Origin of the sequence: Stenotrophomonas maltophilia group sp. msm4, from assembly GCF_032025605.1 — a bacterium.
Lineage (GTDB): Bacteria > Pseudomonadota > Gammaproteobacteria > Xanthomonadales > Xanthomonadaceae > Stenotrophomonas > Stenotrophomonas sepilia.
Genome location: NZ_JAVSKK010000003.1, coordinates 334,959 through 358,740 on the forward strand (window position 1 = coordinate 334,959; position 23,782 = coordinate 358,740).

18 protein-coding genes are annotated in these 23,782 nt (G+C 68.7%); 14 read left to right on the forward strand and 4 right to left on the reverse strand.

Annotated elements, in window-relative coordinates; all coding sequences use genetic code 11:
- The first annotated feature begins 2 nt into the window (after positions 1-2).
- From ROV93_RS15785 to ROV93_RS15835, 11 genes are all read left to right on the forward strand, one after another.
- The gene (locus ROV93_RS15785; RefSeq protein WP_172412127.1) at positions 3-626 is read left to right on the forward strand and encodes an outer membrane lipoprotein carrier protein LolA; all 624 of its coding nucleotides are present in this window, start codon (positions 3-5) and stop codon (positions 624-626) included.
- Complete coding sequence (locus ROV93_RS15790) at positions 619-2,973, forward strand: MMPL family transporter (protein WP_180890617.1); 2,355 nt, start codon at positions 619-621, stop codon at positions 2,971-2,973. Before ROV93_RS15785 ends, ROV93_RS15790 begins: the two co-directional genes overlap by 8 nt.
- Before the next feature lie 53 nt (positions 2,974-3,026).
- Positions 3,027-4,277: an NAD(P)/FAD-dependent oxidoreductase gene (locus tag ROV93_RS15795; RefSeq protein WP_072168058.1), complete on the forward strand. Its 1,251-nt coding sequence runs from the start codon at positions 3,027-3,029 to the stop codon at positions 4,275-4,277.
- Positions 4,265-4,822: a DUF3261 domain-containing protein gene (locus ROV93_RS15800; protein ID WP_065177844.1), complete on the forward strand. Its 558-nt coding sequence runs from the start codon at positions 4,265-4,267 to the stop codon at positions 4,820-4,822. Before ROV93_RS15795 ends, ROV93_RS15800 begins: the two co-directional genes overlap by 13 nt.
- The gene (locus ROV93_RS15805) at positions 4,819-6,003 is read left to right on the forward strand and encodes a beta-ketoacyl-ACP synthase (RefSeq protein WP_072168057.1); all 1,185 of its coding nucleotides are present in this window, start codon (positions 4,819-4,821) and stop codon (positions 6,001-6,003) included. The genes ROV93_RS15800 and ROV93_RS15805 overlap by 4 nt, the downstream gene beginning before the upstream one ends.
- Positions 6,000-6,455, forward strand: a complete 456-nt coding sequence (locus ROV93_RS15810; protein WP_072168056.1) for a hypothetical protein — start codon at positions 6,000-6,002, stop codon at positions 6,453-6,455. Before ROV93_RS15805 ends, ROV93_RS15810 begins: the two co-directional genes overlap by 4 nt.
- The gene (locus ROV93_RS15815) at positions 6,452-7,183 is read left to right on the forward strand and encodes a 3-ketoacyl-ACP reductase FabG2 (protein WP_049416034.1); all 732 of its coding nucleotides are present in this window, start codon (positions 6,452-6,454) and stop codon (positions 7,181-7,183) included. The genes ROV93_RS15810 and ROV93_RS15815 overlap by 4 nt, the downstream gene beginning before the upstream one ends.
- Positions 7,183-8,421, forward strand: coding sequence for a beta-ketoacyl-ACP synthase (locus tag ROV93_RS15820; RefSeq protein ID WP_072168055.1), 1,239 nt, complete (start codon positions 7,183-7,185; stop codon positions 8,419-8,421). Before ROV93_RS15815 ends, ROV93_RS15820 begins: the two co-directional genes overlap by 1 nt.
- 59 nt (positions 8,422-8,480) lie before the next feature.
- Positions 8,481-8,921, forward strand: coding sequence for a hypothetical protein (locus tag ROV93_RS15825; RefSeq protein WP_005420284.1), 441 nt, complete (start codon positions 8,481-8,483; stop codon positions 8,919-8,921).
- Positions 8,922-9,081: 160 nt separating this feature from the next.
- Positions 9,082-9,342 (forward strand): YcgL domain-containing protein, encoded by a 261-nt coding sequence (locus tag ROV93_RS15830; protein ID WP_014648833.1) that lies wholly within the window; start codon positions 9,082-9,084, stop codon positions 9,340-9,342.
- Positions 9,335-12,673, forward strand: coding sequence for an ankyrin repeat domain-containing protein (locus ROV93_RS15835; protein ID WP_072168054.1), 3,339 nt, complete (start codon positions 9,335-9,337; stop codon positions 12,671-12,673). The genes ROV93_RS15830 and ROV93_RS15835 overlap by 8 nt, the downstream gene beginning before the upstream one ends.
- 134 nt (positions 12,674-12,807) lie before the next feature.
- Here ROV93_RS15835 and ROV93_RS15840 read toward each other — a convergent pair whose 3' ends face one another.
- Complete coding sequence (locus tag ROV93_RS15840) at positions 12,808-14,586, reverse strand: monovalent cation:proton antiporter-2 (CPA2) family protein (protein WP_072168053.1); 1,779 nt, start codon at positions 14,584-14,586, stop codon at positions 12,808-12,810.
- A gap of 344 nt (positions 14,587-14,930) precedes the next feature.
- Between ROV93_RS15840 and mgtE the strand changes: the two genes are divergently transcribed.
- Together mgtE and ROV93_RS15850 are read left to right on the forward strand one after the other, a co-directional pair.
- On the forward strand, positions 14,931-16,301 hold the full coding sequence (gene mgtE / locus ROV93_RS15845; protein ID WP_072168052.1) for a magnesium transporter: 1,371 nt from the start codon (positions 14,931-14,933) through the stop codon (positions 16,299-16,301).
- A gap of 85 nt (positions 16,302-16,386) precedes the next feature.
- Positions 16,387-19,113: a bifunctional acetate--CoA ligase family protein/GNAT family N-acetyltransferase gene (locus ROV93_RS15850; protein WP_312540356.1), complete on the forward strand. Its 2,727-nt coding sequence runs from the start codon at positions 16,387-16,389 to the stop codon at positions 19,111-19,113.
- 55 nt (positions 19,114-19,168) lie between these two features.
- Here the strand turns inward: ROV93_RS15850 and ROV93_RS15855 are convergent, their stop codons facing one another.
- Positions 19,169-19,549, reverse strand: coding sequence for a YbjQ family protein (locus ROV93_RS15855; protein ID WP_072168051.1), 381 nt, complete (start codon positions 19,547-19,549; stop codon positions 19,169-19,171).
- Positions 19,550-19,688: 139 nt separating this feature from the next.
- On the opposite strand from ROV93_RS15855, the gene ROV93_RS15860 reads away from it, so the two are divergent.
- Positions 19,689-20,396, forward strand: a complete 708-nt coding sequence (locus ROV93_RS15860; RefSeq protein ID WP_072168050.1) for an alpha/beta hydrolase — start codon at positions 19,689-19,691, stop codon at positions 20,394-20,396.
- A gap of 115 nt (positions 20,397-20,511) precedes the next feature.
- Here ROV93_RS15860 and dkgB read toward each other — a convergent pair whose 3' ends face one another.
- Positions 20,512-21,321, reverse strand: coding sequence for a 2,5-didehydrogluconate reductase DkgB (dkgB, locus tag ROV93_RS15865; RefSeq protein ID WP_072168049.1), 810 nt, complete (start codon positions 21,319-21,321; stop codon positions 20,512-20,514).
- A gap of 246 nt (positions 21,322-21,567) precedes the next feature.
- On the reverse strand, positions 21,568-23,688 hold the full coding sequence (locus tag ROV93_RS15870) for a methyl-accepting chemotaxis protein (RefSeq protein ID WP_072168048.1): 2,121 nt from the start codon (positions 23,686-23,688) through the stop codon (positions 21,568-21,570).
- Positions 23,689-23,782: the final 94 nt, after the last annotated feature.

Consider the following 23,782-nt stretch of genomic DNA (forward strand, 5'->3'; position numbering starts at 1 on the left):
ACATGCTTGTCCGTCTTTCCAGCGTGCTGCTGTGCGCGCTGATGTTCATTGCCGCACCGCAGGTGCAGGCCGCCGACCCCGCCATCGATGTGATCACCCAGGCGGTGGCGCGGCCGGACGTGCTGCGTGGCCAGTTCAGCCAGGAAAAGCAGGTCAGCGGCTTCAAGAACCCGCTGCGCTCGCAGGGCCGCTTCGTGGTCGCGCGCCAGCATGGCGTGATCTGGACCACGCTCAAGCCGTTCCCCTCCGAAGTGGTGGTCACCGCCGACCGCATCCTCAGCCGCCAGCGCGATGGCAGCACCCGTGTCGAGCTCGATGCACGGCAGCAGCCGGCGATGCGTTCGGTGAACGCGATCATGTTCGCGCTGATGAGTGGCGACGTGCAGGCGCTGTCCGGCCAGTTCAACGTGGCGGCCAGCCGTGAAGGGCAGGGCTGGCGGCTGCGGCTGACGCCGAAGTCGGCGATGCTGGCCAAGGCGTTCCAGTCGCTGACCCTGCAAGGTGACCGCTACGTGCGCCAGGTCGAGATCGTCGAGGCCAACAAGGACCGCACGCAGATCCAGTTCAGTGCACTGAGCGAAGCGCCGGCCACGCTCACCGCCGACGAGGCACGCCGCTTTGAGTGAGGGTGCAGCATCGAACGGGCCGGACCGGTTGCGGCGCTGGTGGCACTGGCTGGGCATCGCCTGGCTGGTGCTCCTGCTGGTGTTGGGTGCGCAGCAATGGCGCCTGTGGAGCCAGCAGTCGCGGATCGACACCGACATCCTCGCCCTGCTGCCGCAGGACGCGCATGACCGCCTGTTGAGTGACGTCACCCGGCGCATCGCCGACGGCAGCTCGCGCCAGGTGGTGGTGCTGCTGGGCAGCAAGGATGGCGCCGCCGCCAAGCGCGCACAGGCGGCGTTCGCTGCGGCGATGGCGGCGGATGCCGACAGCGCGTTGCTGGTGCCCAGCGGTTCGATCGAAGGCTGGTTCGACGAGGCGCGCGCGTTCTACGCGCCGTACCGCGACCGCCTGCTGACCCCGGCCCAGCGCGAGCAGCTGCAGGGCAGCGAGCCGGGCGCGTTGGCCGAGCAGGCGTTGGCTGCGCTGTACGGTCCGATGGGCGCACCGCGCCTGACCGATTGGCGGCAAGACCCGCTCTCGCTGTGGCCGCAATGGTGGCAGCAGCAGGCGCAGGGGTCGGGGTTGCGGCTGGGCGATGACGGCCTGCTCGAAGCCGAGGGCAGGCATTGGGCCGTACTGCAGTTCGATACGCCGGGGTCGGCGTTCCAGCTTGACGGCGAGCGCCATCTCGACGGCCTGCTGGAACGTGCCGGGCTGGCCGCCAGGGCGGCGGCGCCAGAACTGGAAATCCTGCATGCGGGTGTGCCGCTGCACGCCGAAGCGGCGGCGGTGCAGGCCAACCAGGAGATCAACACGATCGGCTGGGGCTCGCTGGCCGCGGTGCTGCTGCTGGTGTGGCTGGCGTTCCGTTCGCTGCGACCGATCCTGCTGGTTGCCGCCTCACTGCTGATCGGCTGTGGCGTGGCGCTGGCGGTGACCGTGCTGGTGTTTGGCAAGGTGCATGTGCTGACCCTGGTGTTTGGTGCGTCGCTGGTGGGCGTGGCCGAGGACTACGGCATCCACTGGTTCGCTTCGCGCCAGGCCGAACCGGCTGATCGTCGCTGGAAACTGCTGCGGCACCTGCTGCCCGGCCTGTGGCTGGCCCTGCTGACCAGTGCGCTGGCCTACCTGGCACTGGGCCTGGCCCCGTTCCCGGGCCTGCGCCAGATGGCATTGTTCTCGGTGGTCGGCCTGGCCGCCGCCTTCCTCACGGTGATTTTCTGGTTCCCGTGGCTGGATGGCGGAGAGATCCGCCAGACCCGTTTCTCGCAGTGGCTGGGCAACACGCTGGAGCGCTTCCCGCGCCTGCATGGCCGTCGCCCGGTGACGGTGTTCGTGGTGATCACGCTGGCACTGGCTGCAATCGGTATCGCCCGCCTGCACAGCAACGACGACCTGCGCAGCCTGCAATCGTCGCCGCCCGCGCTGATGGCGCAGCAGATCCGCCTGAGCCAGCTGCTGGGCATGCCCAGCCCGGCACAGTTCTACCTGGTACAGGGCACCGACGCGGCGCAGTTGCTGCAGCGTGAGGAAGCGTTGACCGAACGCCTGCGCGTACTGGCCAACCAGAAGCGCATTGGGGGCTATCGCGCGATCAGCGATTGGCTTCCGTCGCCGGCGCGCCAGCAGGCCGACGCGGCGCTGACTGCGAAGGTTGAACCGGGTGTGCTTGCGGCCGTGTCCGAGGCCGTGGGAGAGCCACTGCAACGACCGCCGTTCGCGGACGCGCCACTCACCGCCGAAGCGTTCCTGGCCTCGCCGGCCTCGCAGCCGTTCCGGCACCTGTGGGTGGGCGAGGTCGGCGGGCAGATGATCAGCGTGGTGATGGTCGATGACCTGTCGCGCGCGGATACGCTGGCCACCCTGCGCGGTGCCGCCGAAGGCCTGCCCGGCGTTCGCTGGGTGGATCGCACCGCCGACTTCTCGCAGCTGCTGGGCCACTACCGCAAGCTGATGGGCGGGCTGCTGCTGGTCGGCATCGTGCTGGTGTTCGGCGCGCTGTGGCTGCGCTACCGCCGCCAGGCCTGGCGCGTGTTCGCGCCGACCCTGATTGCCGGCGCATTGACCTTGGGCCTGCTGGGCCTGTTCGGCCAGCCGCTGCAGCTGTTCAACGTGCTGGCACTGATGCTGCTGCTGGGCATGGGCATCGACTACGGCATTTTCCTGATCGAGCACCGCGGCGACGCCAGTGCCTGGCTGGCCGTGTGCGTGGGCGCGGCCAGCACCTGGCTGTCGTTCGGCTTGCTGGGCCTGTCGCAGACCCCGGCGTTGCGCGCGTTCGGCCTGACCCTGCTGTTCGGCATCGGCCTGGTCTGGCTGATCTCGCCGCTGTTCCGCCCGCCGCCGCACGATCTGCCGCCGGCCTGAGCCTGTTTTCCGACTTCCTTCTTTCCATTTGATCGAGCAACAAGGACGCACCGATGAACACTGCTGTGGATGCTGTCGAACGCACTGAAATCCTGATCATCGGCGCCGGCCCGGCCGGTTCCGTGGCCGCGGCGATGCTGCGCCAGCAGGGCCGCCAGGTCCTGATGCTGGAGCGCCAGCAGTTCCCGCGCTTCTCCATCGGCGAAAGCCTGCTGCCGCAGAGCATGGAGTACATCGAGGCGGCCGGCCTGCTGCAGGACGTGGTCGAGGCGGGCTTCCAGTACAAGAACGGTGCCGCCTTCGTGCACGGCGAAGCGCGTACGGCGTTCGATTTCAGGAAGAAGTTCTCGCCGGGTTGGGGCACCACCTACCAGGTGCAGCGCGCCGACTTCGACAACGTGCTGGCACGCGGCGCCGAGCGCATGGGCACCACGCTGCGCTTCGGCGACGAAGTGCTTGCGGTCGAGCCGGGCGATCAACCGGCGGTGACGGTACGTCGCCCGGACGGCAGTGAATACCGCATCGAGGCCGATTTCATCCTCGATGCCTCCGGCTTCGCGCGGCTGCTGCCGCGGCTGCTGCAGCTGGAGTCGCCGTCCAACTTCCCGGTGCGCGGCGCGATCTTCTGCCACGTGCGCGACAACATTCCGGCCGAAGCGGACTTCGATCGCAACAAGATCCTGATCACCACCCACCCCGAGCACATCGACGTCTGGTACTGGACGATCCCGTTCTCCAATGGCTGCTGTTCGCTGGGCGTGGTCGCCGAGCCGTCGTTCTTCGAGCGCTACGAGGGTGACGACCTGCAGAAGCTGCAGGCCATCGTCGGCGAGGACCCCAACCTGACCCGCCTGCTGGCCAACGCCGAATGGGCGGTGCTGCCGGTGCGCCGGATCACCGGCTATTCGGCCAACGTCAGTTCGCTGTGGGGGCCCGGCTACGCGTTGCTGGGCAACGCCGGCGAGTTCCTCGATCCGGTGTTCTCCTCCGGCGTGACCATTGCCTTCAAGTCCGCGCAGCTCGCCAGTGAATGCCTCAAGCGCCGCTATGCCGGCCAGGCCGTGGACTGGGAGGCCGAGTTCTCGATCCCGCTGCGCGCGGGCGTGAAGACCTTCCGCCGCTTCGTCGAAAGCTGGTACCAGGGCGGCTTCCAGAAGATCATCTACCACCCGCAGCAGCAGCCCGAAGTGCGCGACATGATCAGCTCCATCCTGGCCGGTTACGCCTGGGACACCAAGAATCCGTATGTGGCCGATGAAAGTGGTCGCCGCATGCGCGTGCTGGAGGAATTGTGCAGCGCCTGATCTTCCGTACTGCGGCCCTGCTGCTGTGCCTGCTGCTGGCCGCCTGTGCCGGCCGCATGCCGAAACCGCAGGTGGAACTGCCGCCGCTGCGCCTGGCGCCAGCCAGCCTGCCGGCGCCGCTGGCGCTGCAGCAGCAGCTGCATTTCCGCTTCGGCACGCATGAGCGCGATCTCGACGCGCTGCTGGAAGCCGACGCCCAGCAGGTGCAGCTGGCTGTGCAGGCGATGGGCCAGACCGGCGTGCGCCTGCAATGGGACGGCCAGCAGCTGACCCAGCAGCGCGCGCCATGGCTGCCACCGCAGGTGCGCGCCGAGCGCGTGCTGGATGACCTGCAGTTCGCGCTGTGGCCGACCGCGGCCATTGCCGCCGTGCTGCCGGCGGGCTGGCAGGTCAGTGATGATGGCCATCAGCGCAGCCTGTCGCGTGAGGGCACCGTGTGGCTGCACCTGCAGCGGCTGGACGATGGCAGCGTGCAGCTGGACAACCGCGCCGAAGGCTATGCGCTGCGCATCGAATCGATCGACATGGCCGGGCCGGACCGATGAGCGCACCGATCTACCTGAACGACCTGGGTGTGGTCTGTGCACTCGGCGCTGGCCGCGCCGCAGTGACGTCGGCACTGTTCGCCGACGCGCCGGGCGGGCTCAGCGACAACGACAGCCTGTTGCCGGGGCGCACCCTGGCGCTGGGAGAAGTACGCACGCCGCTGCCGGCGCTGGATGATCTGCCGGTGGCCCTGCGCGGGCGAAACAATGCCCTGCTGGACGTGGCATTGGCTCAGATCGCGCCGGCAGTGGCCGCGGCGATCGCCCGCCATGGCGCCGAGCGCGTGGCGGTGGTGCTGGGCACCAGCACCTCGGGCATTGGTGAATCCGAGCAGGCATTGCGCAGCCATGCCGAACAGGGCCAGTGGCCGCAGGGCTTTGACTACGCCCAGCAGGAAATGGGCACCGCCGCGCAGTTCGTGCGCCAGCGCAGTGGCGCACAGGGGCCGGCATGGACCCTGTCCACTGCCTGCTCGTCCAGTGCCAAGGCGCTGATGTCGGCTGCACGCATGCTGCGCGCCGGCATCGTCGATGCGGTGATCGCCGGTGGCGCCGATTCGCTGTGCCGCTTCACCGTGGCCGGCTTCAGCGCGCTGGAATCGGTCTCGGCCCAACGCTGCAATCCGTTCTCGCAGCATCGTACCGGTATCAACATCGGCGAAGGCGCCGCGCTGTTCCTGCTCACCCGCGAACCCGGCCCGGTATGCCTGGCGGGGTGGGGCGAGTCGGCCGACGCCCACCACATGTCCGCCCCTGACCCGCAGGGCCTGGGCGCCATCGATGCCCTGCAGCAGGCGCTGCAGCGTGCTGGCTGGGCCGCCGGAGAAGTGGACTATGTGAACCTGCATGGGACCGCGACCGGCCACAACGATGCGATGGAAAGCCTGGCCGTGTCGCAGGTGCTGGGCTGCCACGTGCCGGCCAGTTCGACCAAGCCGTTGACCGGCCACACTCTGGGTGCCTCGGGTGCCATCGAGGCGGCGCTGTGCTGGATCGTGCTGGCCGAGAACCCGCAGCAGCTGCTGCCGCCGCACTGGTGGGACGGCGTGGCCGACCCGGCACTGCCGGTGCTGCCGCTGGTCGCACCGGGCACGCGCCTTGCGCAGCCGCCACGGCGGGTGCTGAGCAATTCGTTCGCCTTCGGCGGCAGCAATGCCGTGCTGGCACTGGAGCGTCGATGAACACGCTGTACGCGATCGAAGACGTGGTGCCGCACCGCCAGGACATGTGCCTGCTGGAGCGCATCACGCAGTGGGACCAGGACGCCATCGAGGCCGAACTGGTGGTGCCCGAGGCCGGCCTGTTCGTCGAGGATGACCAGGTGCCGGCATGGGTCGGCATCGAGTACATGGCGCAGGCCATCGCGGCCTGGGCCGGTTGCCGCGCGCGTGCGGCCGGCAGGCCACCGCAGCTGGGCTTCCTGCTCGGCAGCCGCCGCTACAGCAGCGCGCGCAGCAGCTTCCCCAGCGGTTCGCGGCTGCGCATACAGGCGCGCTGCGAGCTGTTGGGTGACAATGGATTGGGGATGTTCGCCTGCCGCATCCTGGCAGGCGAGGAAGAATGGGCGACAGCCAACGTCTCGGTGTTCGAACCGGCCGACGCGATGGCCTATCTGGAGAGTGGACAGGCATGACAGGGAATCGAAGCGTGCTGGTGACCGGCGCCAGCCGGGGCATCGGCCGGGCCATCGCGCTGCGCATCGCGCGCGATGGCTTCGACGTGGTGGTGCATTGCCGCAGCCGCGTGGATGAAGCACAGGCGGTGGTCGCCGAGATCCAGGCACTGGGCCAGCAGGCCCGCGTGCTGGTGTTCGACGTGGCCGACCGCGCGTCTGCGCGGGCCGCCCTGGAGGCCGATGTCGAAGCGCACGGCGCGTACTACGGCGTGGTCTGCAATGCCGGCATCGCCCGCGATGGCGCCTTCCCGGCGCTGTCAGCGGACGATTGGGACCAGGTCATCCACACCAACCTGGATGGCTTCTACAACGTGCTGCATCCGCTGATCATGCCGATGGTGCGGCGGCGCAAGCCGGGCCGCATCGTCACCCTGTCGTCGGTCTCCGGACTGGCCGGCAACCGCGGGCAGGTCAACTACAGTGCCGCCAAGGCCGGCATCATCGGCGCCACCAAGGCCCTGGCGCTGGAACTGGCCAGCCGCCAGATCACCGTCAACTGCGTGGCCCCGGGCCTGATCGAGACCGAAATGCTCAATGACGAAGTGGTTGAACACGCGCTCAAGCTGATTCCCGCCGGCCGCGTTGGCCGCCCGGACGAAGTGGCGGCTACCGTGGCGTTCCTGCTGTCCGAACCGGCCGGCTACATCACCCGGCAGGTGATCTCGGTGAACGGAGGCATGCTCTGATGGCCGCCGATCGTCGCGTGGTGGTCACCGGCGCCGCCGCCATCAGTCCACTCGGCCACGACTGGCCGACCATCGAGGCACACCTGCGCAGCTGCCGCAACGCGGTGCGTGCGATGCCCGAGTGGGATGTCTATGCCGGGCTGAACACCAAGCTGGCCGCGCCGGCGCAGGACTTCGAGCTGCCGCCGAACTACAACCGCAAGACCACCCGCTCGATGGGCAAGGTCGCGATCATGTCGGTGCGCGCCACCGAGGTGGCGCTGCGCGAGGCCGGCCTGCATGAGCATCCGGTGCTGCGCAGTGGCCGTACCGGGGTGGCCTATGGCTCCTCGTCCGGCAGCCACGAGGCCACCGGCGAATTCGGGCGCATGCTCAACGAATTCACCACGGATGGCATCAGCGCCACCACCTACCTGAAGATGATGAGCCACACCGCGCCGGTCAACATCGGCGTGTTCTTCGGCCTGTCCGGGCGCGTGTACACCACCTCCAGCGCCTGCACGTCGGGCAGCCAGGGTGTGGGCGCGGCCTATGAAGCCATCCGCAGCGGCAAGCAGACGGTGATGGTGGCCGGCGGTGCCGAGCAGCTCGATGCCACCGCTGCAGCGGTGTTCGACACGCTGTTCGCCACCAGCGTGCGCAATGACGCGCCGCAGACCACGCCTCGCCCGTTCGATGCCGGCCGCGATGGCCTGGTGCTGGGCGAGGGCGCCTGCACGCTGATCCTGGAAGACCTGGAACACGCGCAGGCGCGCGGCGCCACCATCCTTGCAGAGGTGGTCGGCTACGGCACCAACAGCGATGGCCAGCACGTCACCCAGCCCAGTGCCGACACCATGGCCCAGGCCATGCGCCTGGCATTGGAGGACGCCGGCCTGGACGCGGCGCAGATCGACTACGTCAACGCCCATGGCACCGCCACCGACCACGGCGACATCGCCGAGAGCCAGGCTACCGCACAGGTGTTCGGCAGCCGCGTGCCGATCAGCTCGCTGAAGAGCTACGTCGGCCACATGCTGGGTGCCTGTGGCGCGTTCGAGGCCTGGGTGAGCATCCAGATGATGCGTGCCGGCTGGTTCGCGCCCACCCTGAACCTGGCCGAGGTCGACCCGCGCTGTGGCCAGCTCGACTTCATCGCCGGGCAGGGCCGCGAACTGCAGGCCGAGTACGTGATGAGCAACAACTTCGCCTTCGGCGGCATCAACACCTCGCTGGTGTTCCGCCGCTGGAGCGAGTGATCCACTGCGCCAACACACCGTTCCCGTTACCCCCGCACCCTCGACAAGGAGATGTTCCGATGCGCCGCACTCTCATGATCGCCACGGCTACCGCGCTGCTGGCCCTGACTTCCACCGCTTCCGCCCGCGACACGCGTGTCGAACAGTCCCTGCAGGAACTGGTCAATTCGCAGGCCGCCAAGGACGCCGGCATCGACGGCAGCGTGCGCTTCTATCTGGCCGGCCAGCCGGTCAGCGTGCAGCAGCGCCTGGGCGAAGACGTGACCAACAAGAAGACCAACGCCGCCAACAAGAGCGATGCCGAGGCCTGCCGCTGGGTTGCGCTGTCGGCACTGCGCGCGCTGCAGGACGGTGCCAAGTCGCGCGGCGCCAACGCCGTGGTCGACATCGTCAGCTATTACAAGAAGAACGAGTTCAAGAGCAGCACCAACTACGAGTGCTACGCCGGTGCCATCCTCGCGGGTGTCGCGCTGAAGGGCACCTACGCCAAGGTCAAGTAAGCGCCCGTGTGGCGGCGGCGCAGCCTGAACGTCGCCGCCACATTGCTGAACCCCGCAGGCGAAACGCCGCCGATCGCGCCGCCATCGTCGGCTGACGGCTTTCCCCGGTGTCGGCTTTCCGACACAATCATGGCTCTTCCCGGGTTATCGTCCCGCGGACATGCACGCCTACGTCTATAAAAGCCAACTCAAGCCGGACACCTACGTCTACGTTCCCCGACGCGATGATTTCAGCGCGCTGCCCGCGCCGCTGCTCACCTCGCTGGGGACGCTCGCCTTCGTGCTGGAGGTGGCCCTGGATGCCCAGCGCCGCCTGGCACAGGCTGACCCGGAAAAGGTCCGCAGCGAAATGAGCGAGCGCGGGTTCTACCTGCAGGTGCCGCCGTCGGTGGCCAGCCTGATGCCGCGCCACTATGACTGACGCCTCCCGTCCGCGCATTCTGTCAATTGCCTTCGCCGCGGGCGCCGTGCTGGCGCTGGGCGCCGCCGTGGGCGGCGTTCCGGGTGCGGTCCTTGCCGCACTGGCGCAGCCCGCGTTCGCGTTGGCGATATCGTGGTGGCGCCGCAGCCGCGCGCTGCTGCCGCTGAAGGTGGTCGCACGCCAGGACCTGCCGGCGCTGCTGGCCTTGTGGGCAGCCGCCCCGCTGTTGCTGGCGCTGCTGCTGGCCTGGCCGCTCGCAGCACTGCGTGACAGCGGCAGCCTGGCGGCAGTGCTTGGCCTGAGCGTACTGGTCAGTGCCGGCCTGTTGGCGGCCTGGCGCACCTGGCCATTGTGGAACGATGTCGAACGCCTGGATGGCAGCCTGGCCCAGCACTGGCAGGCGCTGGCGGGGCGCGACCTGACTGCCTGGCGTGGCCTCGGCGTGGCCGCGCTGGTCATTGCGCTGGCCGCGCTGGTGGTGCTGCCGGCCTGGCCGGGCCTGTTGCCGGAAAGCGCGCGCTGGCCCGCCGCACTGGCGGTCGTACTGCTGTCGCCGGTGCTGCACCTGCTGCTGCAGCGGGTCGCGCCTGCGCCGCTGGTGTCGCTGCGCTCCAGCCCGTTGGCGGCGTCCAGCGCTGAACCCGAACCGATGTTCGCAGCGGCGGCCGAAACCGTGCCGCTGGAGGCGATGGCGCCGCAGGAACTGACACCGGCGCTGTATGAAGCCGCCCGCCAGGGCCGCATCGACCGGGGCCTGCAGCTGCTGCAGGCCGGTGCCGATCCGTATGCGCTGCCGGACCCGAACTGGCGTGACCAGCGCAGCCTGGCGGTGCTGGCCGCGGTGCTGCCGGACCTGCGCCTGCTGCGCGAACTGATTGCCCGCGGCGTCGATGTGAATGCGCCGCACCGGGGCATGACCCCGCTGCTGGCGGCGACCCGCGACAGCTGGCATGGCCGCCCCGAAGCGGTGATGACCCTGCTCGCCAACGGCGCCGACTCGCGTGCCACCGACAGTGATGGCAACACCCCGCTGCACCATGCCGCACGCAGTTCCGACCCGGGGGTGGCCGCGCTGCTGCGCGATGCCGCTGCCGAAGTCGATGCGCTGAACCGTGATGGCTGGTCGCCGCTGGCGGTGGCCTGCCAGGTGGGCAACTGGCGTCTGGCCCGCTTCCTGCTCGAACGCGGTGCACGCTGCGAACCGGCCGATGGCACCCCGGTGCTGCTGGCCGCCGCCGCCACCGAGGATGATGATCCGGCGGGCGTGCAGCTGCTGCTCAAGCACAAGGCACGGGCCGACGCCCGCGATCGCCAGCGCCGCAGTGCGTTGCATGAGGCGGCCCTGGCCGGCCATGTCGAGATCATCGGCGTGCTGCTCGGCGCGGGCGCCAATCTGGAGGCGCGCGACGCACTGGGGCGTACGCCGTGGCTGGAAGCGGCCCGTGCCGGTCGTGCCGCCGTGATCGAGCACCTGCTGCCGCACAAGCCGGACCTGGTCGCGGTGGACGGCGAAGGCCGCAATGCGGTGCAGCTGGCGGCGATGGCCGAGGATGTCTCGCCGCTGCTGATCAAGCGCCTGGTCGAACTGGGCATCGCGGCCGATGCCACCGATCCGCTCGGCCGCCGTGCGGTGGACTACGCCGCCGAGGCCGGCCGCTGGGCGATCGTAGCCCTGCTGGACCCGTCCTATCCGTTGCCGGCCGCGGTCAGTGATGGCCTGGCCGATCGTGGCGAAGCGGCCAGTGCCAGCGGCCTGCTGCCGGATCGTCCGCCGCTGACCCTGCTGCGCGAGGCCCTGGGCTTCGGCAATACCGACGGCATGGCGGCGCTGGCCAGGCTGTGCCAGCCGGAGGAACTGGGCGGGCTGCTGCTCGATCCGGAGTTGGCGCTGGAACCGCGTGCGGTGGACTGGCTGCTGGGCCACGGCGCCGATCCCTATGTGCGTGATGCCTGCTCCGATACGCCGATGTTCGCGCTGTTGTCGCGCGGCATCGATGCGGTGCCGGCGTTGCAGGTGATGCTGCAGCGTGGCCTGTCGCCGGCCGGCCGCGGTGGCCTGGCGCGCTTCCTTGCTGCCTGCGCACAGCACGACCAGGCCGCGCGTGGCCTGGAACAGCTGGCACTGGAACTGCTTGAGCGTGGCGCCGATCCGTTCGCCGCCTCGCCGGCGGGCGATCCGCCGCTGTCGCTGGCGGTGCGCCTGGGGTGGCTGCGGCTGCAGCAGGCCCTGCTCAAGGCCGGCGTTGATCGCGAAGCACGCGACAGCCACGGCATGACCGCGCTGCACCTGGCCACCGCATTGGCCCGCGAAGGCGCGCTTAAGCTGCTGGTGCAGCATGGTGCCTCGCCCGAAGCACGTGCCGCCGACGGCCAGACACCGCTGGGCGTGGCGCTGTCGATCGGTCGCCGCGATCTGGCCGACTGGCTCGATTGGCGGGTGTGGCCGTTGCCGCGCCGGACCCTGCGCGAGGCCGATCTGCCGGCCGCCGCAATGGCCGGTGACGTCGATGCAGTGCGCCGCCTCATCGATCTGGGCTTCGCCGTCGACGCGGTCGACGCACAGGGCTGCACCGCGCTGCTGCGTGCTGCCGGTGGCGGCCACCTGGCGGTAACCGACCTGCTGCTGGCGCGCGGCGCCGATCCGCAGCACGCGGCGGCCAGTGGCGCGACGCCGCTGTCGGCGGCGGTCAGCATGCGCCAGGTGGACATCGTTTCGGCCCTGCTCGACGCTGGCGCCAAGCTGGAACACCGCCTGCCGGGTGGCGTGACGGTACTGATGCTGGCCTCCGCGCTGGGCCTTCCGGACATCGTCGCGCGCCTGCTCACGGCGGGTGCCGACGTGCATGCCGGTGACGCGCAGCAGCTGGGTCCGCTGCACTGTGCCGCGCTGTACGGTTTCAGTGCCCGCGACCGCTCGCGCCTGCTGGCCCTGCTCGACACCCTGCTGCTGGCCGGTGCCGAACCGGACCAGGCCGCCGCTGGTGCTGTCACGCCGCTGCTGCTGCTGCTGGGCGCGCGCGCCGAGCCGGGTACCGCCTGCGACGAGCAGGTGGTGATGGCCGCAGTGGAGCGCCTGCTGGACGAGGACGTAAGCCTGGACGTACGCGACCCGCGCGGCTTCGGCCCGCTGCACCTGGCCGCGCTGCATGGCCTGCCGTTGCTGGTGCAGCGCCTGCTGCGCGCCGGCGCCGATCCTGAAGCGCGCGACAGCCTCAACCGCAGTCCGCGCGAGATCGCAGTGATGCGCGGCTTCATCGACGTGGCTGGCGAGTTCGAGCCGCGCGTGCCGGGCGTCTCCTCGATGGCCCGGTTCCTGCGCGACAACGGCTGATCCCTGGAAAAGGGTAGTGCCGGCCGCTGGCCGGCTACCTCATGACATCTCCGGGATCACGGGATTGCCGGCCAGCAGCCGGCACTACCGGGTCCGCCATCGATCAGGTGGATGCCGACCGTTGGCCGGCACACCTACTCGCCGTCGCTTTCCGCGTCAGCTTCGAACAGGTGCATCAGGTCGTTGCGTGCATCACGCGAGGTCTGGATCACCGCGGCCTCGTCGTCGTACACCAGGTACTGGTCGCGCAGCAGCTGTTCATCATGCTCACGGAAACGCTGCACATGGCGCTCGGCCACGTCCGGTGCCACGCCCAATGCGGTCAGCACGCGCCCGCTCATTTCCAGACTGGTGCCGAACACTTCGCGGAACGGCTCGGCCGACATGTCCATCAGTCGCCAGGCATGCTGGCGGTTGCGTGCACGCGCCAGCACCTTCGCGTCCGGGTACAGCCGGCGCACCATGCGCACCGCGCGCAGGTTGGTCTCCGGGTCGTCCACGGTGATGACGAACACATCGATGTGTTCGCCACCCGCTGCACGCAGCATCTCCGGGCGGGTCGGGTCGCCGTAGTACAGCTGGTTGCCGAAGCGGCGCAGGTCGGCCACGGTGTCCGGGTTCGCCTCCAGCGCCACGAACGGCACCTTCTGTGCGGTCAGCAGGCGTGCGATCACCTGGCCGAAGCGGCCCATGCCGGCGATCAGCACCTTGGGCCGGTTGTCCGGTGCCACCTTGTCGGCCTCGGCGGTCCCGCGCGGTGGAGCCTTCTCCTGGCCGAGCAGCTTGAGCAGCGCGATCATCAGCAGTGGCGTGATCGCCATCGACAGGCCGACGATCGCCACCAGTCGATCGTGATTGGCGTTGCCGAGCAGGTGCGCGCGCTGCGCTTCGTTGAACACCACGAAGGCGAACTCGCCCCCCAGCCACAGCACGCTGCCCAGCAGCAGCGACTGCCGCGGACTGAGCTTTGCAATACGGCCAATCACATACAGCAGGCTGAACTTGACCACCAGCAGGATCGCCACGCCGGCGGCGATCAGCCACGGCTCTGCGGCGATGCGGTCGAGATCGATGCCCATGCCCACCGCGATGAAGAACAGCCCCAGCAGCAGGCCCTTGAACGGCTCGATCTGCGCTTCCAGTTCGTGCCGGAACTCCGAATCGGACAGCAGCACCCCGGCCAGGAACGCGCCCAGGCTGGGGCTGAGGCCCGCTTCCTGCATGAACCAGGCAGTGCCCAGCACCACCAGCAGAGCGGTGGCGGTGAACACTTCCGGGCTACGGGTGCGCGCGATGATGCTGAACACCTTGCGCAGCACCGGTCGCCCGCACAGGATCACCACGGCCAGCGCGCCGAGGGCCACGGCGGCGTCTTCCCAGCGCAGGGTCTCGTTCTTCGCCCCGCCCAGCAGCGGGATGGCCGCCAGCAGCGGGATCGCGATCAGGTCCTGGAACAGCAGGATGGCAAAACCCAGCCGGCCATGGTCGCTGTTGATCGCCTTGTGCTCGGACAGCAGCTGCAGGCCTACCGCGGTGGATGACAGCGCCAGCGCAACACCGACCACCAGCGCGCTCTTCCACTGGAAGTGGTCGAGCAGCAGCAGGCCGCCCAGCACCAGCCCGGACATCGCCACCTGCGCCGCGCCCGCGCCGAACACCGAGCGCCGCATCACCTTCAGGCGTGCCGGCGACAGCTCCAGGCCGATCACGAACAGCAGCATCACCACGCCGATCTCGGCCGCGCCGAGGATGCGGTCGGCGTCCTGCACGAAGCCCAGCCCGTCCGGGCCCAGCACCACGCCGGCCGCCAGGTAGCCCAGCACCGCGCCGAAGCCGAACTTCTTGAACACCGGCACGGCAATGACCGCCGCCAGCAGCAGCACCAGGGCCAGTTCCAGACCGCCGCTATGCATGGGAATACCTGGTCATCGGGGAAGCCCGCAGTGCGTCCGTTCGGGTGGGGAAAGCGTGGCGAGCGCCACCCGGCCATTATGCGCGCCGGTCGGTGTATGCACGAGAACAACCGGCCGGCCGGCGCCCGGCGCAGGGATGCCGGGTTGACCTGCATGGCCCGCGGGTCCAGACTGCCCGCCGCTGGCGGCGCGTCCGCCGGCACACGCATCCCGGAGTCCCCAACCCATGTCCAGCGACAGTAGAAGTCGACCTCGTTCGACGCCAGCGATGGCCACCGCCTGACATCGGGACGGTTTGCCTGCGTTGGCGTTGCGCGAGGTCGCACCCCCACAAGGCAAAACCGATGAACCAGAAGCAATTGCTGCGCCCGGTGGCCGATGCCGCCGCATTGGCCGCACCGCTGGCGAACTACAACACCGCCGATGCGGTGGAATTCCTCAACACACTGGAACTGGCCCGCGCTGCGGAAACGCTGGCCGCGCTGCCGTTGCCGCGTGCAGTGAAGATGCTGGAAGCGCCGGAACTGCACCGCAGCGGTGAGCTGGTGGCCGCGCTGCCGCCGGCACGCGCCGCTGCCCTGCTCGGGCTGATGGCTGACGATCGCGCCACCGACATCGTCCACGAGCTGGATGAGGAAGAACGCGCGCGGCTGATCCCGCTGCTGGGCACCGACGCCCGCCAGGCCATCCAGAAGCTGCTGAGCTATCCGCCGAACACCGCCGGCGCGCTGATGACCACCGAGTACGTGGCGGTACCCGCCAGCTGGACCGTGGCGCAGACCCTGCAGCACATCCGCCAGGTCGAGCGTACCCGCGAGACGGTGTATGCGATCTACGTGCTGGAGCCGGCCAGCCAGCAGTTGCAGCAGGTGGTGACCATGCGCCGGCTGATCACCGGCCTGCCCGAGGAATCGATCCTGGACGTGGCCCAGGTCAATCCGCCGGTGACGGTGGACGCGCTGATGGACCAGGAAGAAGTGGCGCGGCTGATCCGCCGCCACGACCTGCTGGCGATCCCGGTGGTCGACGCGCAGCAGCAGATGCTCGGCATCGTCACCGTGGACGACGTGCTCGATGCGCTGATCGAGGAATCCACCGAGGACGCGCACAAGTTCGGCGGCATGGAAGCGCTGGACAAGCCGTACATGCAGATCGGCTTCTTCGAGATGCTGCGCAAGCGCGCCGGCTGGCTGAGCGTGCTGTTCCTGGGCGAGATGCTGACCGCCAGCGCGATGCAGCACTACGAGGACGAACTGGCGCGCGCGGTGGTGCTGACCCTGTTCATCCCGTTGATCATGAGTTCGGGCGGCAATTCCGGCTCGCAGGCCACCTCGCTGCTGATCCGCAGCCTGGCGCTGCGCGAACTGCGCCTGCGCGACTGGTGGAAGGTGGCCATCCGCGAGATCCCGACCGGCATGGTGCTGGGTGCCATCCTCGGCTGCCTGGCGATCGTGCGCATCGTGATCTGGCAGCTGGGTGGCCTGCATGACTACGGCGAGCACTGGATCCTGCTGGCGATCACCATCGGTGCCGCGCTGGTCGGCATCGTCACCTTCGGTTCGCTGTCCGGCTCGATGCTGCCCTTCGTCCTGAAGCGGCTCGGCTTCGACCCGGCCAGCGCCTCGGCGCCGTTCGTGGCCACCCTGGTGGATGTGACCGGCCTGGTGATCTACTTCAGCATCGCCGCGCTGATCCTGCACGGCACGTTGTTGTAACAGAAAAAGGGGACGGAGGGGATTAAGTCGTTTGTGCACAAACGACTTAATCCCCTCCGTCCCCTTTTTTGGGTACCGTAGGCGCATGAGTACCTACCACCTGCAGTCTGTGTTCCGTCCGCAGTCGGTCGCGGTGATCGGCGGCAGTCCGCGTGAGCGTTCGGCCGGCCGCGCGGTGATGCGTAACCTGCGCGGCACCGGTTTCCCCGGCAAGGTGGCGTGGATCAACCCGCGGCACGCCGAAATCGATGGCATCCGCACGGTCAAGCGCTTGAAGGATCTGGACTGGGTACCGGACCTGGTCGTCATCACCGCACCGGCGGCGATCGTGCCGCAGGTGGTGCGTACCGCCGCCGAGCGCGGCGTGCAGGCGGCGATCATCCTCACCGCGCACCTGGGCGAAGGCCCGGGTTCGTTGTCCGCACAGGTAGAGGCGGTGGCGCGCAAGCATGGCCTGCGCATCCTCGGGCCGCACTGCCTGGGCGTGATCGCGCCGCACGCGCGACTGAATGCCAGTATCGCCGCACATTTCCCGCAGGCAGGCGACCTCGCCCTGATTTCCGAATCCTCGGCGATCGCCGCCGCGCTGGTGGAGTGGGGCGTGGCGCGCTCGGTCGGGTTCTCCGCCGTGGTCTCGCTGGGCGACACGATGGACGTCGACTTCGGCGACCTGCTCGATTACTTCGCCACCGACTACCGCACCCGCGCCATCCTGCTCTATGTCGAGCAGATCAAGGACGCGCGCAAATTCATGTCGGCCGCGCGTGCCGCCGCCCGCGCCAAGCCGGTGGTGGTGGTGAAGTCCGGCCGCGCCGAGCGCGTGCAGCCGGGCAGCCGCGACACCCATGTGCAGGCCCTGGCGCGTGCCGATGATGTGTACGGCGCGGCCTTCAACCGCGCCGGCCTGCTGCGCGTCGGCGCGCTGGACGAGCTGTTCACCGCCGCCGAATCGCTGGGGCGGCTGGGTACCTTCCCCGGTCGCCGCCTGGCCATTCTCAGCAATGGCGGCGGTGTCGGCCGCCTGGCCGTGGACCAGCTGATCGCGCTGCGTGGCACGCTGGCCACCCTGTCCGACAGCACGGTGCAGAAGCTCGATTTGGTATTGCCGCAGGGCTGGTCGCGCAGCAATCCGGTCGACATCGTGGTCGATGCCGATGGCGAGCGCTATGCCGCGGCCATCGAAGCGCTGCTGGCCGACAACGAGAACGACGCGGTGATGGTGGTCAACGTGCCCACCGCGTTTACCTCGTCCGCCGACGCGGCGCAGGCCCTCACCCGCACGCTCGGCCTGCGCCCGCGCCATCATCGCGACAAGCCGGTGTTCGCCGTGTGGCTGGGCAACGACGACCAGGCCACCGCCACGCTCAACGCGGCGCGGGTGCCGACCTATCCGACCGAGGCGGAGGCCGTGCGTGGCTTCCAGCATCTGGTGCGCTACCGCGAAGCACAGCGCGCGTTGATGGAAACGCCACCCAGCCTGCCGCAGGACTTCAATGTCGATGCGGCGGCCGCGCGAGCGTTGGTTGATGCTGCGCTGGCCAATGGTCAGCAGTGGTTGGACCCGCTGGCCACGCATGAGCTGCTCAAGGCCTACGGCATCCCGTCCGCGCCGGTGATGCACGCGCGTGATGCGCACGAGGCGATGGACCTGGCGCAGCCGCTGCTGGAACGCGGTGCCACGGTCGCGTTGAAGATCCTGTCACCGGACATCCCGCACAAGTCGGAAGTGGACGGCGTGCGCCTGAACCTGTCCACGCTGCCGGCGGTGCAGAGCGCGGCCAACGCGATCCTGTCGCGTGCGCGCCAGCTGCGGCCGGATGCGCGCATCGATGGCCTGCTGGTGCAGCCGACCATCGTCCGCCCGAAGGCGCGCGAACTGATTGTCGGCATCGCCGATGACGCGACGTTCGGCCCGGTGATCGTGGTCGGCCGTGGCGGCACCGCCGTCGAAGTGATCAACGACAAGGCGCTGGCCCTGCCGCCGCTGGACCTGCGCCTGGCCCACGAGCTGATCGGCCAGACCCGCGCTTCGCGCATCCTCAAGGCCTACGGCGATGTGCCCGCCGCCGACGAGCGCGCACTGGCGCTGGCGCTGGTCAAGCTGGCACAGCTGGCCGCCGATATTCCCGAAGTGCGCACGCTGGACATCAACCCGCTGCTGGTCGACAGCAAGGGCATCCTCGCCCTCGACGCGCGCGTGGCAGTGGCACCGTCGCGCATCCTGCACAAGGGCCGTGGCCATCCGCGCTTTTCGGTGTTTCCGTATCCGAAGGAGTGGGAGCGCACCATCGAACTGTCCGATGGCGGCCGGGCCTTCGTGCGCCCGGTGCGGCCGGAGGATGACGCGCTGTTCCGTGCGTTCTTCGCCCGTGTCAGCGACGAGGACCTGCGCCTGCGCTTCTTCCAGTCGGTGAAGCACTTCAGCCACGAATTCATCGCGCGCCTGACCCAGCTCGACTACGCGCGCTCGATCGCGCTGGTAGCGATCGAACCGCGCAGCGGCGAGATGCTGGGCGCAGTGCGCCTGCACGCCGATGCCGATTACCACCGTGGCGAGTACGGCATCCTGATCCGCTCGGACCTGAAGGGCCACGGCATCGGCTGGCGGCTGATGGCGATCATGATCGAGTACGCGAAGTGGCTGGGCCTGGACGTGGTCGAAGGCCAGGTGCTGCGCGAGAACAGCACCATGCTGGCGATGTGCCAGAGCCTGGGATTCAAGACCAGGCTGGACCCGGACGACCCGACGGTGATGATGGTGACCTTGCCGGTGCAGCAGGTCGAGGTGCCCGACGTGCCGCCGGTGGCGTAATTCCTGTAGAACCGAGCCTACGCTCGGCTGCTTTTGCGTAGGCTTGGCGGCTGCATCACCGCACCGGCTCTACCACCACCGCCGTGCCATAGCACAGCACTTCGGTCAGCCCGGTCATCACATCGGTGGCGTCGTAGCGCATGCCGATGATCGCGTTGGCACCCAGCTGCCGCGCGTGCTTGACCATGTCGCGGTAGGTTTCCTCGCGAGCCTGTTCGCACAGCTCGGTGTAGATGGTGATGTTGCCACCGAAGAGCGTCTGGATACCGCCCAGGAAGTTGCCGACGATCGAACGCGAGCGCACGGTGATACCGCGCACCACGCCGAGGTTGCGCACGACGCGATGGCCGGGCAGCTCGAAGGCGGTGGTGACCAGCGCATCGTCGAAGCGCAGTGCCGGCGGGGAAGGGGTGCCGCTGTTGTAGGGGGCTGCCATGGTCGCGTCCGTGTCGCTGCCTTCTGTAGAGTCGAGCCATGCTCGACGGGCTGTGCTGCAGTCGAGCATGGCGCGACTCTACAACGCAATCGCCCGTTGCGGCATGGTTCCGTCACCGTGCTGGCGCGACAATATCCCCATGACCGACCGTATCCCCCTGTTGCTGCTGCCCGGCCTGCTCAACGATGCCGAGCTGTGGCGCGCGCAGCTGGCCGACCTGGCCGATATCGCCGACTGCACCGTGGGCGACCAGACCCGTGGCGAGACCCTGCAGGCGGTGGCCGAAGACGTGCTGGCGCAGGCACCGGAGCGCTTTGCGCTGGCCGGGTTCTCGCTGGGCGGCTTCGTGGCCCAGCAGATCCTGCGCATCGCGCCGGAACGGGTGCTGCAGCTGGCGCTGATTGACACCTCGATCCACGCCGACTCGCCGGAGCGCGCCGAGCAGCGGCGCAGCCAGCGCGCCAGCGTGCGTCTGCCGGGGAAGTTCCACGGCTTCGGCGATGTGCTGATGCGCAGCTACATCGACGCCTCGCGGCTGGACGACTACGTGCTGGTGCAGCGCGTGCGCGACATGACCGCTCGCCTGGGCGCGGAAGTGTTCCTGCGCCAGAGCGCACTGGAACGCCGCGATGGCCATGATGTGCTGGCCGGTTACCGCGATCCGCTGCTGATCGTATGTGGCGCCAACGACCGCATTACGCCACTCGCGGTGAGCGAGGAAATGCACGCGATGGTGCCGCACTCGCAGCTGGTGGTGGTGCCCGATTGCGGGCACCTGGCGCCGATGGAGAAACCGGACGAGGTCAGTGCGGCAATGCGTCGGTGGTTGTTGCAGGGCAGGGGATGATCCCCGCGTTCTGGTAGGTGCCGACCTTGGTCGGCACGGCGTTTCATCGATCGGTCAGACGTCTGCGCCGACCAGGGTCGGCGTCTACCAGAGCAGTTGCGCGCCGTCGTTGGAATCAATCCCAGGCCGGCGCGATGCCTTCCGGGTTGGCCAGGCGATGGCCGCGGTCGAGCTTGGCGATCTGTCCCATGTCTTCGTCGGTCAGGCGGATCGCTGCCGCTTCCAGGTTGCTGGCCAGGTTCTCGCGCCTGGTCGAGGACGGAATGACCGAGAAGCCCTGCTGCAGCGCCCAGGCCAGCGCGACCTGCGCCGGCGTGGCCTGGTGGCGGCCGGCAATGGCCTGGATCACCGGGTCCTTGATTACCTCACCATAGGCCAGGCTCATGTAGGCGGTGATGTGGATGCCGTTGTCCTGCAGGAATTTCACCAGCAGGCGGTTCTGCAGGTACGGGTGGATCTCGATCTGGTTGGTGGCGATGGCGCCGGCACCCAGGATGCCGATCGCCTTGCGGGTCTGCGCGATGGTGAAGTTGGAGATGCCGATCTCCTTCGTCAGGCCCTGTGCCTTGGCCTCGGCCAGTGCGGTCAGGTACTCCTCCATCGGCACGTCGACCTTGTCGTTCGGCGACGGCCAGTGGATCAGCGTCAGGTCCACATGATCGGTGCGCAGCTTTTCCAGACTGGTACGCAGGCTGGCCAGCAGCGCTTCGCGCTTGAACTCGGTGATCCAGATCTTGGTGGTCAGGTAGATCTCATCGCGCGGCACGCCGGAATCGGCGATGGCCTGGCCGACTTCGGCTTCGTTGCCGTAGATCTGCGCGGTATCGATGGCGCGGTAGCCGACCTCCAGCGCGTTGCGCACGGAATCGATCACGGTCTGGTCTTTGAGGCGGAAAGTGCCAAGACCGAAGGCGGGGACTGTCATGAGGGGCTCCAGCAGTGGGGGAGGGAGACGGGACTATCCACGAAAGGGTAGGCCAGCGGCCGTGTGCATGCCGGCAACGGTGCATTGCACTGCCGTGTACGACCACAGGCCGTAATGAGTGCGGAACGTTGGTCCGCACTGTTCATGCCGCCACCCATGTAGCGTTGGACGCTGCCGGCCAGCGGCCGGCACTACCCCAGTCCGCGCTCCACGGTGGTGCCGGCCGCTGGCCGGCAACCGGATCCCTCAGGCCGCGCGCGCCAACGCGTCCTTCGCTGTCGCCGTGGCCGACAGGTCGAACACATCGACCGCATCGATCAACCGGTTCGCCTGCTGTTCCAGGCTGCGCGCCGCGGCGCTGGCTTCCTCCACCAGCGCGGCGTTCTGCTGGGTGGTGCCGTCCATCTGGATCACCGTCTGGCTGACCTGTTCGATGCCTGCGCTCTGCTCCTGCGACGCCGCAGAGATCTCGGCCATGATGTCGGTCACGCGCTGCACCGAGGCGACGATCTCGGCCATGGTGTCGCCGGCCTCGCGCACGCGCTGCGCACCCTCACCGACCTGTTCCACCGACGCCTCGATCAGCGACTTGATCTCCTTTGCCGCCGCCGCAGAGCGCTGCGCCAGCGTGCGCACTTCGCTGGCGACAACCGCGAATCCGCGGCCCTGCTCACCGGCGCGTGCCGCTTCCACCGCCGCGTTCAGCGCCAGGATGTTGGTCTGGAACGCGATGCCATCGATCACGCTGATGATGTCGGCGATCTGCCGCGACGACGTTTCGATCGCACCCATGGTCGCCACCACCTGCCCGACCACGCTGCCACCGTGTGAGGCGACACCCTGTGCACCGATCGCCAGCTGGTTGGCCTGGCGCGCGTGTTCGGCGTTCTGGCGCACGGTGGAGGTCAGCTCTTCCATGGATGCCGCGGTCTCTTCCAGATTGGCGGCCTGCTGCTCGGTACGGCGCGACAGGTCATTGTTGCCGGCGGCGATCTCCGCGGCGGCGGTGTGGATGTTGCCGGAGGCGTGCTTGATGTCGGTGACGATGGTCGCCAGCTGCGTGGCGGTGGTATTGGCATCGCCGGCGATACGCGCGAACACACCCTGGAAATCACCGTGCATGCGTGCACCGAGGCGGCCATCGGCGATCGCGCGCAGCATCGTCGAGACTTCGCCGAGGTTCAGTTCTGTGGTCTGCATCAGGCGGTTCAGGCCATCGACCATCGCGCGGAAGTCATGCTCGAAGCGCGCGCTGTCGCCGCGCTGGCTGAAGTCACCGGCGGCCGCCGCTTCGGCCAGGCGGCGGATTTCGCCGTTGATCGCCCCGAGGTTGTGCTTGACCGCATCCAGCGCTTCGGTGATCACTGCCTTTTCGCCGGGCAGGCGTTCCATGTCCTGGCTGAGGTCGCCGACGGCGTAGCGGCCCATGATCGAGATCGCGCGCATCTTCACCCGGATGTGCGCGTCGACCAGCGTGTTGCAGTCGGCCACCATGGTGCCGAACGCGCCCGGGAAGGCAGCGGCGTCCATGCGATGGCTGATGGTGCCGGCCTCGTGCGCCTGGGCCATCGCGGCCTGCGCATCCAGCACGCCGCGCAGCGTGGACTGCAACGCCTGCATCGCCTGGGCGAGGCGTCCGATCTCGTCGCGGCTGCGCACCTGTACCACGTGCTGCAGGTCGCCGGCAGCCACTGCGCGTGCAGCGGCTTCCACCGCCAGTACCGGCTGCACCACGGCGCGCCGCAGCCACCAGGACAGGCCGATCAGCAACAGCACGGCGGCCAGCACCGTCAGTGACGCGCACAGCAGCAGGGTCTGCCGCGCCTGCTGCGAACGTGCCGCCAGCGCCGCTTCGGCCACCTGCGTGGCATGCCTGCTCAATGCATCCAGTGCGGTCGCCACCGCGCGATCCTTGCCGCGCACGAGGGTGTCGCCGACGGCGGGATCGTAGCCGGCCGCGGCAAATGCCTGCAGCGCCGCGTGATAGTCCTGCTGCAGCTGCGCGTGCAGGCCGATGAACGCCTGCGCCAGTTCACGCGTGCGCGCGTCCGGGCTGGTCACCAGGCCCTTGGCCAGCCGTTCGACCAGGCGGCCTTCGTTGTCGAAGGCGTCCAGATGGCGCTGACGCAACGCGTCGTCGTGACCACGCAGCAGCACGTTCTTCCATTCCTGCACCTGGCCGCGGAACTCACGCTGCAGGCGTTCGGCGTCGCGGCTGTGCGCGACTTCGGGTGGAACCTCGGTGGACAACTTGAACCAGGCGGAGGCCAGGCCAGCCAGCGCGCACAGCAGGACCACGGCCAAGCCAACAGAAACCGCGCCGAGCAGCTTGGACTGCAGGCGCGGAGCACGGACAGACGCATTCATCGGGAAGCACTCTCGGGAAGGGGCAATGCGGTATCGACCCGCCAAGCTCCCGCTGAAGTGCGACGAACATCACATTAGCGTTTCGTTTAGTGAT

Coding starts and splice junctions, on each gene's coding strand:
- ROV93_RS15785 (WP_172412127.1), top strand. CDS start 3: ATGCTTGTCCGTCTTTCCAGCGTGCTGCTGTGCGCGCTGATGTTCATT.
- ROV93_RS15795 (WP_072168058.1), top strand. CDS start 3,027: ATGAACACTGCTGTGGATGCTGTCGAACGCACTGAAATCCTGATCATC.
- ROV93_RS15805 (WP_072168057.1), top strand. CDS start 4,819: ATGAGCGCACCGATCTACCTGAACGACCTGGGTGTGGTCTGTGCACTC.
- ROV93_RS15810 (WP_072168056.1), top strand. CDS start 6,000: ATGAACACGCTGTACGCGATCGAAGACGTGGTGCCGCACCGCCAGGAC.
- ROV93_RS15815 (WP_049416034.1), top strand. CDS start 6,452: ATGACAGGGAATCGAAGCGTGCTGGTGACCGGCGCCAGCCGGGGCATC.
- ROV93_RS15820 (WP_072168055.1), top strand. CDS start 7,183: ATGGCCGCCGATCGTCGCGTGGTGGTCACCGGCGCCGCCGCCATCAGT.
- ROV93_RS15825 (WP_005420284.1), top strand. CDS start 8,481: ATGCGCCGCACTCTCATGATCGCCACGGCTACCGCGCTGCTGGCCCTG.
- ROV93_RS15830 (WP_014648833.1), top strand. CDS start 9,082: ATGCACGCCTACGTCTATAAAAGCCAACTCAAGCCGGACACCTACGTC.
- ROV93_RS15835 (WP_072168054.1), top strand. CDS start 9,335: ATGACTGACGCCTCCCGTCCGCGCATTCTGTCAATTGCCTTCGCCGCG.
- ROV93_RS15840 (WP_072168053.1), bottom strand. CDS start 14,586: ATGCATAGCGGCGGTCTGGAACTGGCCCTGGTGCTGCTGCTGGCGGCG.
- mgtE (WP_072168052.1), top strand. CDS start 14,931: ATGAACCAGAAGCAATTGCTGCGCCCGGTGGCCGATGCCGCCGCATTG.
- ROV93_RS15850 (WP_312540356.1), top strand. CDS start 16,387: ATGAGTACCTACCACCTGCAGTCTGTGTTCCGTCCGCAGTCGGTCGCG.
- ROV93_RS15855 (WP_072168051.1), bottom strand. CDS start 19,549: ATGGCAGCCCCCTACAACAGCGGCACCCCTTCCCCGCCGGCACTGCGC.
- ROV93_RS15860 (WP_072168050.1), top strand. CDS start 19,689: ATGACCGACCGTATCCCCCTGTTGCTGCTGCCCGGCCTGCTCAACGAT.
- dkgB (WP_072168049.1), bottom strand. CDS start 21,321: ATGACAGTCCCCGCCTTCGGTCTTGGCACTTTCCGCCTCAAAGACCAG.
- ROV93_RS15870 (WP_072168048.1), bottom strand. CDS start 23,688: ATGAATGCGTCTGTCCGTGCTCCGCGCCTGCAGTCCAAGCTGCTCGGC.